General features: G+C 46.9%; 15 protein-coding genes. 1 reads left to right on the plus strand and 14 read right to left on the minus strand.

The features are described 5' to 3' along the window. Window positions 1–135 precede the first annotated feature (135 nt). From NST47_RS25115 to NST47_RS25130, 4 genes are all read right to left on the minus strand, one after another. On the minus strand, window positions 136–1,014 hold the full coding sequence (locus NST47_RS25115; protein WP_341157567.1) for an aldo/keto reductase: 879 nt from the start codon (window positions 1,012–1,014) through the stop codon (window positions 136–138). Window positions 1,015–1,039: 25 nt separating this feature from the next. Next, on the minus strand, window positions 1,040–1,447 hold the full coding sequence (locus NST47_RS25120) for a VOC family protein (RefSeq protein WP_341157568.1): 408 nt from the start codon (window positions 1,445–1,447) through the stop codon (window positions 1,040–1,042). A 165-nt stretch (window positions 1,448–1,612) separates the two neighbouring features. Then, window positions 1,613–1,921: a hypothetical protein gene (locus tag NST47_RS25125; protein ID WP_341157569.1), complete on the minus strand. Its 309-nt coding sequence runs from the start codon at window positions 1,919–1,921 to the stop codon at window positions 1,613–1,615. A 133-nt stretch (window positions 1,922–2,054) separates the two neighbouring features. After that, window positions 2,055–2,228, minus strand: a complete 174-nt coding sequence (locus tag NST47_RS25130) for a hypothetical protein (RefSeq protein WP_179097439.1) — start codon at window positions 2,226–2,228, stop codon at window positions 2,055–2,057. 305 nt (window positions 2,229–2,533) lie between these two features. On the opposite strand from NST47_RS25130, the gene mgrA reads away from it, so the two are divergent. Continuing rightward, window positions 2,534–3,523: an L-glyceraldehyde 3-phosphate reductase gene (gene mgrA, locus NST47_RS25135; protein ID WP_341157570.1), complete on the plus strand. Its 990-nt coding sequence runs from the start codon at window positions 2,534–2,536 to the stop codon at window positions 3,521–3,523. A gap of 111 nt (window positions 3,524–3,634) precedes the next feature. On the opposite strand, the gene NST47_RS25140 is transcribed toward mgrA, so the two are convergent. The 10 genes from NST47_RS25140 to msrA form a co-directional block, all read right to left on the minus strand. Beyond that, the gene (locus NST47_RS25140) at window positions 3,635–4,927 is read right to left on the minus strand and encodes an FAD-dependent oxidoreductase (RefSeq protein WP_341157571.1); all 1,293 of its coding nucleotides are present in this window, start codon (window positions 4,925–4,927) and stop codon (window positions 3,635–3,637) included. Between the two features lie 97 nt (window positions 4,928–5,024). Then, window positions 5,025–5,852 carry a carbohydrate ABC transporter permease gene (locus NST47_RS25145; RefSeq protein WP_341157572.1) on the minus strand — a complete coding sequence of 276 codons (828 nt, stop codon included), beginning with the start codon at window positions 5,850–5,852 and terminating at the stop codon, window positions 5,025–5,027. Next, window positions 5,852–6,718 carry a carbohydrate ABC transporter permease gene (locus NST47_RS25150; RefSeq protein WP_341157573.1) on the minus strand — a complete coding sequence of 289 codons (867 nt, stop codon included), beginning with the start codon at window positions 6,716–6,718 and terminating at the stop codon, window positions 5,852–5,854. Before NST47_RS25150 ends, NST47_RS25145 begins: the two co-directional genes overlap by 1 nt. An 82-nt stretch (window positions 6,719–6,800) precedes the next feature. Then, entirely contained in the window at window positions 6,801–8,123 is a 1,323-nt protein-coding gene (locus tag NST47_RS25155; protein WP_341157574.1) for an ABC transporter substrate-binding protein, read from the minus strand. Between the two features lie 80 nt (window positions 8,124–8,203). After that, window positions 8,204–9,250 carry a LacI family DNA-binding transcriptional regulator gene (locus NST47_RS25160; protein ID WP_341157575.1) on the minus strand — a complete coding sequence of 349 codons (1,047 nt, stop codon included), beginning with the start codon at window positions 9,248–9,250 and terminating at the stop codon, window positions 8,204–8,206. Between the two features lie 231 nt (window positions 9,251–9,481). Next, the gene (locus NST47_RS25165) at window positions 9,482–10,831 is read right to left on the minus strand and encodes an Nramp family divalent metal transporter (protein ID WP_341157576.1); all 1,350 of its coding nucleotides are present in this window, start codon (window positions 10,829–10,831) and stop codon (window positions 9,482–9,484) included. Window positions 10,832–11,119: 288 nt separating this feature from the next. Continuing rightward, a complete protein-coding gene (gene fabF / locus NST47_RS25170; protein ID WP_341157577.1) occupies window positions 11,120–12,355 on the minus strand; it encodes a beta-ketoacyl-ACP synthase II in 1,236 nt (411 codons plus the stop codon). Window positions 12,356–12,432: 77 nt separating this feature from the next. After that, window positions 12,433–13,422: a ketoacyl-ACP synthase III gene (locus NST47_RS25175; RefSeq protein ID WP_341157578.1), complete on the minus strand. Its 990-nt coding sequence runs from the start codon at window positions 13,420–13,422 to the stop codon at window positions 12,433–12,435. A gap of 140 nt (window positions 13,423–13,562) precedes the next feature. Next, complete coding sequence (locus tag NST47_RS25180; RefSeq protein ID WP_341157579.1) at window positions 13,563–13,838, minus strand: YciI family protein; 276 nt, start codon at window positions 13,836–13,838, stop codon at window positions 13,563–13,565. A 1-nt stretch (window position 13,839) separates the two neighbouring features. Further along, entirely contained in the window at window positions 13,840–14,832 is a 993-nt protein-coding gene (gene msrA / locus NST47_RS25185) for a peptide-methionine (S)-S-oxide reductase MsrA (protein ID WP_341157580.1), read from the minus strand. Between the last annotated feature and the right edge of the window lie 16 nt (window positions 14,833–14,848).

A 14,848-nucleotide genomic window follows, 5' to 3' on the forward strand; every position in this document is an offset into this window, starting at 1 on the left:
CACCTGAATTCCATTGTCTTAGTGACTACCGTCATTTTACACTATATCCATGACAAAATACAATTTTATACGTAAAAAAAAAGGATCGGGAATTGGGTTCCCCGTCCTTCTATAATCAAGGCATTTAATGAGCCTTCAACCTATCGAGGTCGGTGCACCGAAAGGCGAGTGATAATCGCTAATGGCACTTAAAATCCGAGCTGCCTGTTCATCGTTCATCGAACCAAACCGTTCTGCTGCATCGACGATTTTCGGAAATAGATGTACATCGCCAGCCGTCGCAAATCCTGATATAGCTGGAAAAGAGAGCACAAAATGAACACACGCATCAATGATCTCTTGGTTGTCAAACGGTTCATACCAGGTAGCATAGCCACGCTGCTGATGCTCCGCCCAGGGTCCCTTGGCGATCGCTTTGATGACACGTAGTGCCGTATTTTGTTTAGTCGCTTCCTCCATCAGTCGATCAAAGCCCTCACGATATTCTGGAAGCGAATACAGAACATAGTTTAAAGGAAGCAGCACGGTTTCAAACGGAAATCTCCGCAGCGCCTCCAGATGGGTAGCAGGTGCCTGATGTCCATGGCCTGTAATCCCAATCGCTCCAATAATCCCTTCATCCTTGGCTTCCAGCAGCGCCTCAAGTGCGCCACCTTGTGCCGTACACTTGTCCAGCTCTTCAAGCGTCCCCACAGCATGAAGCTGCAGCAAATCAACCCGATCCACCTGCAGCCGTTCCAATGACCGGTAGATTTGCTCCTTGGCTTTCGCCTTGGTGCGCTCACCCGTTTTTGTGGCGAGGAATATATCCTTGCTGATCTTGGGCATCCAGGGACCCATCCGCTGCTCAGCTTCCCCATAGCTTGCAGCTGTGTCAAAATGATTGACATGATGCTCAAGCGCATAAGCAATGGACGCGTCCGCTTCTTCCTGTGTGACAGCACCCAGGCTGGCTGCTCCGAACATAACTACAGAGCTGTCGTAGCCTAATCTTCCTAATTTCCGCTGCTGCATATCATCGTTCCTCCTTAGAGATTAATTAAGCTCTCAGCTGCGCTGAACCCGGTACAAGCTGCATGAATTCAATACGGTTGCCATCCGGGTCCTTGGCCCAGCATTGGTAATTGGTATCTTTCCCTTGTTTGGGCTCGACATCCAGAGTAATTCCTTGCGATTTCAAATGATTGGCGATTTCGTGGATATCATCAACTTCCAGACAAAGGTGGTTAAATCCGATTGGCTTCTCGACTCGCTCCGGTTTATTCAGCCCTCCATAAAAAAGCTCAATGAATTGTCCGCCGCACACTTTAATGTATACAATCCACGGCAAATCATCATTATCATGAATTTCAAAGGCTTTCTTAAAACCAAGCACCTCACAGTAAAAATGAAGCGATTTCTCCATATCCTGTACGGTCAACGCCAAATGCCCAATTCCTTTAATCATTGTCAACACCTCCTACTCTATCATAACGAAAACGCAACCAAAATATAAGGCGTGTCGCTCATCCCACTAACTTACCTTGAGGTAAGTTATCGAGCTCAAAACGAAAAAAAGGGCGCTGCTCGCACCCTTTTTTGCTCACTTTTTATGGATGTTGTGAAGGTTTAATCATTTTTTGACAGACAGTCTTTTGCGGGAATTGATTCTGCGACGTCCCAGATAAATATGACTTCTCGATTTAGCCAATCCTGCCGTCAAAGCTTTCGCTCCACCCAGCGAGTTCAACATTTTAAACATCGGAGTCATCTGTTGAAATAATTTGAACATCTGTTGTGCTTTTCCCATCATTGCAATCATACTATCTATGCCGCCAAAGGCACTCGCCAAGGAAAACCCCTGAGAAGCCGCTGCGGCTGCTGGCGCTTCTGCCGCTATTTCCGCTTCATCGGCAGGTCGGTATAAACCTTTGACTTCCATGGTTTTCAAATAGGGCTTCATCGGTTGTGAAGTTTTTCTTTTCGTTCTACGTCTTGGTATGGCAGACTTCATACAGATCCCTGTCCTTCCTGCAGGATATGTGTCCTTTTAGGATACTGTATGCGGATTAAGATTACTTCGGAACATCAATCCAGCCCAAATAAATCGAGTAATAGAATAAGAAGGTTGTCGCTAAAGCCAGCAGAAATAATAATATACCGAGCTTCACTTTACGTTGGAAAAAGAAAACAAGTGCAAGACTAAAAAAAGAACCCATCCCCAGCAAAAACAACATAAAAAATAACATCAATCCAACGTCTCCTTTATATCCATCCTGATCACCAATCGCATGTGATCGTTATCAGATACACTTTATCATTTCTTGGCACATAAATCGAATAACACAAAAAGCCGACCCCTGATAAATCAGGCGTCAGCGTATGATTAATTATAAATTAAATTTTAGGATTATGAGCTTCTGAGCAGAGCTACTTACCTTTGTGATACTTAGGCAATCTAATCTCAGTACTTTCCATGGGTGACTTTTTTACTTATACTAGATAAGCAAGATCGCTTTCTATGGAAATATGCGAACTTTCAAGGAGGATAACAATGCCTTACCAAGCGAACGAAGAACGTTACGGAACTATGAAGTATAACAGAACCGGCAAATCCGGACTGCTGCTGCCAGCGATCTCATTGGGGTTGTGGCACAATTTTGGCGGTGTGGATACGTATGAAAATGGCAGAGCCATGCTGAGAACAGCATTCGATTTAGGAATTAACCATTTTGACCTGGCTAACAACTATGGCCCGCCTCCAGGTTCGGCTGAAGCAATGTTTGGGCAAATGATGAAAACCGATTTGGCACCTTACCGCGATGAATTGATAATTTCCTCCAAAGCGGGTTACCGGATGTGGCCGGGTCCTTATGGCGAATGGGGAAGTAAAAAATATTTAATTTCCAGTCTTGATCAAAGCTTGAAGCGGATGGGCTTGGATTATGTCGATATTTTCTACTCCCACCGTTTTGATCCCAATACCCCGTTAGAAGAAACCATGGGTGCATTGGATCAGATCGTCAGACAAGGAAAAGCATTGTATGTCGGAATTTCAAGCTATACGGCTGAACAATCCTCTGATGCGATTGCTATTCTGAATCGGTTGGGCACACCGCTGCTTATTCATCAGCCGAGCTACTCTATGTTTAACCGTTGGGTTGAAGACGGCCTGCAGGATGTGCTCGCCCAAAATGGTACAGGCAGTATTGCATTCTGCCCACTGGCTCAAGGCTTGTTGACAAGTAAATATTTGAAGGGCATCCCTGCTGAATCCAGAGCAGCCAAGGAAACCGGCGCGCTTAATGAGAATGCAGTCACAGAGGAAAAGGTAGCCAAGATTCGCCTGCTGCATAAGATCGCCGAGGAGCGCGGCCAAAGCCTTGCTCAGATGTCTCTTGCCTGGGTACTGCGCGAGGGTCGAGTGACCTCTGCACTCATTGGTGCAAGCCGTCCAGGTCAAATTGTCGAAAATGTTGCAGCCTTGTCCAATCTTGATTTTAGCAAGGAAGAGCTTGCACAGATCGATGATATTTTGAAGTAGCGGATTTCGAAATTGAATGCAACTCCTGCTCTACGCAGATTTTAAACAAACAACCGCCTGTAAACGCACAGGCGGTTGTTTGTTTATTGTCGTTATTAGGCTATCAAGTTGCTATTCAAACAATCGGCAGCCTACCGGAAAATTGCGATAGCTCCGCTCATTCACATCTCCTTCAATCCCCAGATTCACACCGTTTTGCTGCAGCTCAGCCTGCAGCCTGGATACATCAATCGAGCGCAGTCCGGTTTTTTCTTTTACCGCTATTCCTGCCGCCGTACCCGCCGCCTGCCCCAATGCCATAACAACGCCTTTTACGCGATATGAGGCATGCGCTTCATAGCTGCCCGATATATTTCTGCCCGAGAGCAGCAGATTATCGCATTTTAGCGGCAGCAGGCAACGGTAGGGAATTCCATAGGGCACCTTGATCCGAATATTCGTTTGCGTGCCGTTCTGCTCATGGATGTCGATCGGGAATTTGGACAAGGCGATACAATCCGCAAATTGCACGTTGGCTTCAATATCATCGCGATTGATGATGTATTCTCCGGTAAATCTTCTCGTTTCACGGATGCCGATATGAGGCGCTGTCATTACCAGATTTGAATTTTCGAAGCCCTTCACATGCTTTTTCAAAAACTGCCAGGCCTCGAACGCCTGCTTTCTGCCTTCAATCTCCGCCTTCGTCAAATCCCAAGGATTCGTTCCATCTACACCGAAAATATGGCTGAGCATCAGTGCGACATGCCCTTCCTGGGGAAGCCCGATTACCCATGGGCGGTTATAGGGAAGCGTGTAAGAATCATCCGTATGCCGCTTTGCCTCCATGACATCTTCATACAGCTGGGTTTCATTGAACTGCTCATAGGTAACCTGATCGAGGCGGAACATCATCGTCATCGGCTGCATTTTGCCGTTTTCCGGATTCCCCTTTTCATGAGGCACCCCAGCCATATAAGCAACATCGCCATCACCGGTGCTATCAATTACGAATTTGCAGCTTACTGAAATCGGACCCGCTTTGGAATGAAAAATCACCTTTTCTATTTCTGTTTCATTCATTTCAATATTCAACAGGCTGCAATGATACAAAATATGGGCTCCCGCTTCAATAACCAGCTGCTCGGATGCGATTTTCCACAGCTCGGGATCATAGGATATTTCCCAATTCTTGGAACCCCATCCTCCAAGCAGCATTAATCTATCTACGATATCCAATGAAATGCCGCAGCGCTCCGCTTCAAAATGCGGCACTACCATACCGGCCGAGGCCATACCGCCCAAAAATCCAAGCTGCTCGACCACCAGTGTTTTGGCTCCCGAGCGTGCAGCAGCAATAGCCGCGGCCGTCCCGGTAGGTCCTCCTCCGACAACCACTACATCATAAACCAACTCGTTACTCATTTTGCTTCCACTCCTCTATTATGTCTGTTCATTTCCTTAGTACAAGTCGGGAATTTGTCCGGCGACCTGAATTTGACGAATTCTTGTTCAAGGAATCCTAACCTTTAACCGCACCCTCGGTCAGACCGCTGATGAAGTACTTTTGCAAATAAACGAACATGATGATAATCGGCACCACGGCAATAACCGATCCGGTGATGACCATATCCCAGGCCATTGTGCCGCCGGAATTTTGAAACGAAGCGATGCCGACGGGCAGCGTTCGCAGCTTTTCGTTCTGGATAATAAGCGAGGGCCACATATAATCGCCCCAGATCCACATAAATTTGATCACGACGAGCGTACCCAGGGCCGGAAGGCTGTTCGGCAAAATAATACGATAGAGCACACCGAGCCTGCTCGTTCCGTCTATAAGGGCCGCCTCATCAAGCTCCTTCGGGATTTGCACAAAGCTTTGGCGCAGTAAAAAGATGCCGAATGGACTTATCATCACAGGAACGATCAGGCCCCAATACGTGTTCAGCCAACCCATATTGACGATCAGCATATAAAGCGGGACGATAATGACATGAATCGGAATAATCAGCGTGCTCAATATAAGTAGAAACATCACGCTCCTGCCCTTGAACTGCAATCGGCTTAACGCAAAGGCGGCTGCGGTATCGAATACAAGGTTCGCCGCGATGGCCGTCCCGGATACGAGCAGGCTGTTGCCCAGCCATCGAATGACCGGATAGTGGCTGAAGATGTGCAAATAATTTTCAAAATAAAAGCCGCTGCCGGGCAGAAAATGAAAATCGAGCGATACAATTTTGGCATAGGGCTCCAATGAATTTTTGAGCATCATATAAAACGGAAAGAAGGCAAAGATGATAAACAGGAGGACAAGAGCAATCTGCATCATTTTCAACGCATGTCTGTGCATTACTGCTCCCTCCCCATCACACGGTATTGCACCAGCGTAATCAGCAGCACCAGGGCGAACAGCACCACGGAAGCGGCTGAAGCGAGCCCGATCGAATTGAATATTTTCACGTAAATGTAAGTGACCAGCACCGATGTGGAATTGCCCGGTCCACCCTCGGTCATCACCCAAATATGATCAAAAATTTTGAAGGAGCTGATCAGCAGCATCGTGATCACAAAAAAGAATATCGGCCGCAGCACCGGCAGGGTGATCGAAAAAAACGATTTGATTTTGCCCGCTCCATCGATAAAAGCCGCCTCATACAGCTCCTTGGATATGTTTTGCAGACCTCCGAATAAAATGATCGCGTACAGGCCGAATTCCTTCCAGACGCTGACCAGCATGACCGCGGGCATCGAGAGATCAGGATTGTACAGAAACGGCTGCGGCTGAAAACCCAGCAGCTTGATGATCGAATTGATCGCCCCGAACTGCGGCTCATAAAGCATTTTCCAGATAAGCCCCATAACGGCCATAGGTACAACAACCGGGGTAAAGATTAGGCTGCGGAACCATTTGATTCCCGGCAGGTCCGCCTTCATAAGCAGTGCTGCGGCCATCGCAAGCACGCCTGTGGCGAGCACATTAAAAAAAGTATAAACAATTGTATTCCAGATGACTGTTTTAAAAACAAGGTCCTGTGTAAACAAAAAATCATAATTTCGAATACCGACAAACTGTTTGCTCCCCAATAAATCCCACTTATAAAAGCTGTAATATACGGCTTGAGCCATCGGTCCGTAAATAAACAGGATCACAAACAGCAGCGTCGGAAACAGCAACAAGTAACCCAGCAGCAGCTGCCGCCTCGTGTCTGATAGCACCTTCCCACTTCCTTTTCATATGGCCTGCACGCCGACTCGGTGGAAAGAACCCGCGCACAGACTGACTTAAAGTAGCCGCTTATCATTGCAGCGCCTGATTAACCTCGGCATCCAGTCCCTTTAATACCTCATCCACCGGCTTAAAACCTCCCAATGCCGCAATCAGCAGTTTTTTCTGGGCATCCCAGCGGGCCGTATAGGCCATTCTCTGCTCGACCATTAAATCCGGCCGATTGCGTTTAACCTGCTCCAGAATCGCCTCCCAGTTCTCCTTGTCCTTGTCTATGACTTCCTGAACCTTGGCTTTGACATCGGCATCGACCTTATCCAGATCATAGGCCGGAATCCCGTGGCCGTTATTCATCCATATCGGCATGTGGGCGGGCTGCACCAGCCATTTTAAAGCTTTGCCGGCCGCTTCCTTATGGGCGGTTTTGGCATTGATCGCTATCCCTTGACCGCCTGCGTAGGAGGCGCCGGATTTGGGGCCCTTTGGCACGGGAGCTATCGCCCACTTGCCTTTCATATTCTCGTCGGTGATGTATTTATCAAAATCAATCACGTTTTGCGCGAACTCGAACATCGCGACCTTGCCTTCCCGGAATCCATTGACGGCGCTTGGCCCGGTCTTGGAAATACCTTCGTCGTAAAAGCTTTTGATATATTCCAAAGCCTGCTTGCCTTCGGGGCTGGACAATGTCGACTTGCGGGTTTTCACATCCATGTAGTGACCGTCCGCCTGATCGAGAAAGGTTTGCCACGTTAAATTGATCGCATTCAAATGATCGTCTCCACCCTTGTGCTGATAGCCCATAACAGCACCGCCGGACTTCGTTGTAATCGCTTTCGCAACGCTTTTAAGTTCTTCCCAAGTTTTAGGCGGAGCCTCAAATCCATACTGCTTCAACACATCCTTGCGGTAATAAAGCATGTAGGCATCGTAATATACCGGCGCTGCAAGAATTTTGCCCTGATCGGCATTCATTCCGATGAGCGGGTTAAACCTGCCGAGCTCCTCCTTCGTAAAGCCGGCATCCTCCAGCGGCAGCAGAACCTTGGCGTCAATATACGCCTGGTCCAGTCCGTTGCCTATATAAAACAGGTCAGGACCGGCGCCACCGGATATGGCTACTTTGATTTTCTCGCGTCCCGCGGCAAAATCGAGAACCGTCAGGTCGACCTGTACCTCAGTCTGCGAAGCATTGTAAGCGGCAATCCGTTCCTTGAGCGTTTCCTCCGGCACGATCGGTGTCAACCACATCGTTACCTTGACCGGCCCTTTGGAAGCAGCTGCGTCCTTGGACCCGTCAGGAGACGGTCCCGCAGCGCCAGGACCCGAGCATGCACTGGCCAGCAGCATCGTACCTGCCAGCATGAACAGCAAACGGTTTTTCTTTGTAATCATTTGTCTTTTAAACCTCCCTGTTTGTTCTGATGAAGCTATGATCATTAAGCAGCTGGCAAGCCGCCTATTGTCACCGTCAATTAGGATTGCGGAAGCAATAAAGCCGAACGCCGTTCCTTGACCTGCACGCCCACCAGAATTTGCTCCGGCTGCGTTAATCCATTCAGCATTTTCGTAATTTTCTCGACGATCTTCAGTCCCATATCCTTAAAATCAATTTGTATCGTTGTCAGTGGCGGGTCCAACAGATGCAGGTTCGGTATACCGTCAAAGCCCGTCAATGAAAGATCCTCTGGAATACGCAGCCCAAGCTCGCGGGCCGCTTCGATAACACCAAGCGCCGTGGAATCATTACCTGCCACGACAGCACTCGGACATTTCCCTTCCGCCAGACAACGCTTCCAAAGCTGCAGGAATCCGTCATATCCTGATTTTTGATCATAGCTTGAGGCCATAATCCACTCTTCACGAACCGTCAGCCCACTTTCCTTCATCGCATAGCAGTAACCCTGCTCACGAAGCTCGGGCGCATTGACTTTGTTCATTTTTCCTATGAAAGCAATGTCCTTATGACCAAGATCAATCAAATGCCTGGTGATCAGATAGCTCCCCTTGAAGTTATCCGGGCTTACCGAGGACAGGGGCTCCGGGACCAGCTGCCGATTAATGATGAGCAGGGGCAGCTCCTGCTCGCGCATATATGGAACAAAGAAATCGCTTTCCAGGCGGGACCCGCAAATCAGGTATCCATCCGCTGACGGCTGCTCCAGCTCAGAACGGTAATAAGCCTCCTCGTCCTTTTGTCTGATCACATTTAGCAGCAATTTATAGGGTGTTGCCTGCAGATGAAAGGAAACCTGATTAATAATCTCGATAAAAAAGGGATTAATAAGATCGTTATATTCGTTGGCAGCGATGACCACATTGATCATATTGGTTTTGTTGGTTATTAATCCTTGAGCAAACCGATTGGGCGTATAATTTAAATCCTCGATCGCTTTAAGTACCCGTTGACGGGTCTCTTCACCGATTCCTTTCTTTTGATTGATGACCATGGATACCGCCGAGATCGAAACCCCGGCTCGTATGGAAACTTCCTTAATTGTAATTTTCGCCAGCTCTTCCACCGCCTTTCACTGTAACGTTTTAGTAATAATCTATTTTTATCATAGGAAATATCTATAATCAAGTCTAAAATTATTTACTAAAAATTTTAATAAACTAAATTGATGCGTATTAATGGCAATTATCTATTTATTTGTGATCAATAGTTACTAAATCGTTATAGTATTTAATCGCGAAATACACAAAAACCCGTGGATCCCTCCACGGGTTTGCTCTGAAATCGATTCAACGATTCAACCAAAAAACGTTTGAATTAATAAATAAGCGTTCAACACGACGATAACTGCAGCAACGAACCAGGCCAATATTTTTAACCACAGCGGGTTTGCAAATTCCCCCATCTTCAGCTTATCACTTGTAAACATAACCAAAGGGATTACCGCAAAGGAAAGCTGCAGCGACAAGATCACCTGACTTAGAATCAATAAATCAGTTGCCCCTTTATCACCATACAAAGCTATAACCACAACCGCCGGAATAATGGCAATTAAGCGAGTAATCAGGCGGCGGAGCCAGGCAGGCAATCGAATGTTCAAAAAGCCTTCCATCACAATCTGCCCAGCCAATGTTCCTGTCAAAGTTGCATTTTGACCTGATGCGAGCAAAGCGACTCCGAACAAAATACTGCCCAAAGCCGTACCCAATAGAGGTGTAAGCATGTAATAAGCATCCTGAATTTCAGCGATGTCAAACAGTCCTGCCTTATGGAATGTCGCCGCGGAGACGATTAATATAGCCGCATTAATGAACAATGCAAAAAATAAGGCGATCGATGAATCCCAGGTAGCATATTTGATCGCTTGACGCTTGCCAAGAGCTGTCTGCTCAAAATCTCTTGTCTGTACAATAGCCGAATGCAAATACAAGTTGTGCGGCATCACTGTAGCGCCGAGTATACCAATCGCAATATAAAGCATAGCCGGATTTGTAATAATTTCTGAGCTTGGGACGAATCCTCTCATAATACCGCCAAAATCCGGTTTGGATAAGAAGATTTCAGCTACAAAACATCCGCCAACGGTTACTATAAGGACAATGACGAGGATTTCAATGTAACGGAATCCTTTATTTTGCAGCAGAAGAACTAACAGCACATCAAGTGCAGTAATGATAACTCCGTACAATAAGGGAATCCCAAATAGTAAATACAATGCAATCGCGGACCCGATAACTTCAGCCAAATCACAGGCGGCTATCGCAAGCTCACACAAAATCCAGAGCATTATCGCTACGGGCTTACTGTAGTGGTCTTTACAGGCCTGAGCCAAATCTCTTCCAGTTACGATCCCCAGCTTGCCAGCCAATGCCTGCAATAGAATCGCCATCATATTCGAGATGAGAACTACCGAGAGCAGTGTGTAGCCGAACAACGAACCGCCTGCGATATCTGTCGCCCAGTTGCCAGGATCCATATAACCAACAGCTACCAAATAACCAGGGCCTACAAAGGCCAGAAACTTGCGAAACCAGGTGCCTTTGGTAGGAACCTTCATCGAACGAAATACTTCCGGCAATGTGGCTTGTTTACGAGGAAGCCGCCAGCCAGCTTCTACTTCAGGTATGCTTTCTAATTTGTTTTTCAATCCACTCACCGCCTTCTCTATATCCACCCTTCATATATTTAACCACAAATCAATCCTATAAACAGAAAAAGATGTGCGCAGCTAATTCTTTTGTCCATGTGCAACTTTTAAGCCAAAAAAAATAACTGACTTTCATTTCTCTATTTATGATATATGTCTTTGTCGTTAAATTGTTGCCTATAAAAAAGCTCCTATATTTGAATTGTACTCGCGAAACTCTTTTTGTCAATGGAAACATTCATAGGCATGTTCAAAAAAGGCAGATTTCAGCAGTGAGTCGTAAAAGTATTAATACTTTCGGAACACAACAACTGCATTATGACCACCAAATCCGAATCCGTTAGAAAGTACCGTATGTAGATCCGTTGTTCTCGCTACATTCGGCACATAATCCAAATCACATTCAGGATCAGGCGTATCATAATTAATTGTAGGCGGTACAACACCTTCAACTATTGATTTCACGGCAATCACAGCTTCAAGCCCGCCCGCCGCTCCGAATAAATGCCCTGTAGCCGATTTGGTTGCACTTACTTTAAGCTTGTCTGCATGCGCGCCAAAAACTTGCCTGATCGCCTGCGTCTCGGACCGATCACCCAATGGTGTGCCTGTCGCATGTGCATTAATGTAATCAATTTCTTCAGGCGCAATCCGCGCATCTGCCAGTGCTTCCTTCATCGCTCGTACTGCTCCCATCCCACTTGGATCCGGTGCGGTGATATGATAAGCATCTGCAGATTGACCATAACCGATGATTTCTGCCCAAATCCGCGCTCCTCTTGCTATGGCATGTTCCAGCTCCTCCAACACCAATACACCTGCACCTTCACTCATCACGAATCCATCACGATTGGCATCAAACGGACGGCTCGCTTTGCGGGGCTCATCATTGTTTGTGGACATGGCTTTCATATTGCAAAAACCACCAAACGAAAGCTCATTAAGCGGCGACTCCGCTCCCCCTGCAAGCATCATATCTGCCAAACCGTTCTGGATCATATGAAAGGAATCCCCGATTGCATTGTTACCGGAAGCACATGCGTTAACAGGTGTCGTATTGGGACCTTTGGCACCCAATTGGATCGATAGCTGGGCCGAACCCATATTGGCAATCATCATCGGAATCAAAAAAGGACTGATCCGTCGCGGGCTTCTCTCCAGCATCGTCTTGTGATTGTCGAGCAAGGTTTGTATGCCGCCAATACCTGTTCCAATACTAACACCAACCCGATGTGCATTGGACTCGGTAATCGTGAATTGGGCATCATCCAACGCCATCTTGCCTGCCGCTGTTGCAAATTGAACAAAGCGGTCCATATGACGAAGCTCTTTGCTGTCAAAAAAAGTCTCGGGCAAGAAATCTGACACAACTCCAGCTATCTGAGTTGGGAAAATGGCAGGGTCAAAGCTCTCTAATCGCGAGATTCCGGACTCGCCGGCCACAAGTCGTTTCCAGAACGGATCTACCTGGGAGCCAAGTGGTGAAATCACACTTAATCCTGTAACTACTACTCGTCTTTTCATAACATATTCTCCTCTATTGGTTATTATGGGATTCCCCATCTCAATCCTTCTTATTCGTTGCTGCTGCATGCATGCTGTCAATCCAGCTTCCAATGAAGCAGCAGCCCAGCCTGTACGAGGCCGGCACCAAATCCATAGATGAGAATGCGGTCACCATCAGTCAGCTTACCCTCACGAATACCAAGGTCAAGCGCGAGAGGTATCGACGCGGCTGATGTGTTGCCGTAATTTACAAGGCTGTATAAGGTCTGATCGAGTGAAATCCCGATACGTTCGCTAAGCGGCTCAATCAATCTCAGATTAGCACTGTGAGGCACGAACCAATCTATATCGGCAGTAGCATGACCACTTTTATTTAGCAGCTCCAGTATGCCTTCAGAGACACTTCTGACAGCCCAGCGAAACACCTCTCTGCCATTCTGGACAAGCTTCCCACTGTCATTTAGCTGTGTGCCGAATATTTGGTCAGCCAAGCCGACTCGGTAAACGTGGCCGCCCCCTTTCCCCTCAGTAGCTTGATGATACGCTACAAAGCTGGAAAGCTCAGCATCCGCTTCTACCAGCACCGCACCTGCACCATCACCAAACAATACACAAGTCGTCCGGTCTGTGTAATCGGTAATTTTCGAGAGCGTATCCGCTCCAAAAACTAGAATCTTACGATGCAGGCCTGAGGCAATCATACCCTCCGCCAGATGAAGTCCATAAGCAAATCCTGCACATGCCGCACTCAAATCTATAGCTCCGGTTGAACTGGATATGCCAAGCTTTTCTTGAAGGATCGCTGCCGTACTGGGAAAAGGAAAATCCGGTGTACTTGTTGCCACAATAATCAAATCAACATCAGCCAGAGACTTGTTATATCTGCTTATTAAATTATTAGCTGCTTCTGTACATAAATCACTGGTATATTGATCAGGCCTGCTGATCCGGCGTTCCCGAATACCTGTACGTTGTATAATCCATTCGTCGTTAGTATCCACTAGTTTTTCCAAATCGAAATTGGTCAATCTTTGAGTTGGAACATAGGTGCCAATAGCCGTAATACGCGCCTTTATAAGCTGCATCATTTTAGCTCCTTTTTTGATACTTAGTATTAGTACTTGGTACTAAGTTTAGTATAGCATATCGCCTTACTTTTGGAAATAAGCAAAACAGCCTGACCGCCAGGATGCTGGTGTTCAGGCTGTTGTGTACGATGTGAATTTTAAGAAAGCGGCGCTTTCGTTACCAGGTCCCACTCATGGATCTCATAGCCGCGTGCATTTCCTGCGACATAAGGATCCTGCTTCACTCTGTCCAGAACCTCATCAATCGAATCAGCTTCATAAATAACCAACCCTCCGGATCCGTCAACAAAACGTCCATTGGCAAATACCCAGCCTTCATTTCTTCCCTTTTCTAGAAATTCCAAATGTGCCGGACGAAATTCCTTGCTTCTTTCCACACTAATTAAAGGTAAAAATACAGCAAAATAGCTCATTCTACATTCCTCCTGTTGAATCATTGAATAAGCTGAGATAAGATCCATAACCCGCTTGCTCCAGCTCTGCTTTGGGAATAAAGCGTAATGCTGCGGAGTTGATGCAATAGCGTAAACCTGTCGGCTGTGGACCATCGTTAAAAACATGTCCCAAATGGGAGTCGGCCTCGCGGCTGCGCACCTCAGTGCGGACCATAAAATGCTTGTAATCCGGTTTATCCTTTACGTTGGCAGGTATGAGCGGCTTCGTAAAGCTCGGCCATCCGCAGCCGGAGTCAAACTTGTCCAGAGAGCTGAACAAAGGCTCGCCCGAAACAATATCTACATAAATCCCTTCACGATGATCATCCCAAAATTCATTTTGAAACGGAGGTTCCGTTCCACTGTTTTGAGTAACTTCGTATTGAATAGGTGTAAGAATTTGTTTCAGCTTCTGCTTATCTGCTTCTGTATTCCAGTGATTCTGAATAAAAGCTTCCCGACCCGAGCCTTTTCTGTAGCTTTTATAGCGCAGCGGATTTTTATGATGATAGCCCTGATGATATTCTTCTGCCTCATAGAATTCAGTTGCCGGGACAATTGGCGTTACAACCGGACGGTCGAAGCGTCCACTTTGCTCCAGAGCTTGCTTGGATGCCTCTGCCTGTACTCTTTGCTCTTCGTTATGATAAAAGATGGACGTTCGATATGAACCGCCTCTATCATGGAATTGCCCACCGGCATCAGTCGGATCAATCTGCTGCCAGAACGTATCCAACAGCTTTGTATAAGGAAAAACAGCAGGATCAAAGGTGATTTGTACAGCTTCCGCATGTCCGGTTGTTTCCGAGCAAACCTGCTCGTAGGTCGGATTTACCGTGTGACCACCCGTATAACCGGACACCACTTTGATAATTCCCGGAAGCTCCTCGAAGGGTGATACCATGCACCAGAAGCAGCCACCTGCAAATGTTGCCAGCTCCTGAGTAGCTGTTTGTTCAATATTGTCGCTCATTATCGTTACCTCCTTA

The organism is Paenibacillus sp. FSL H8-0034 (genome assembly GCF_038000305.1).
GTDB lineage: Bacteria > Bacillota > Bacilli > Paenibacillales > NBRC-103111 > Paenibacillus_S.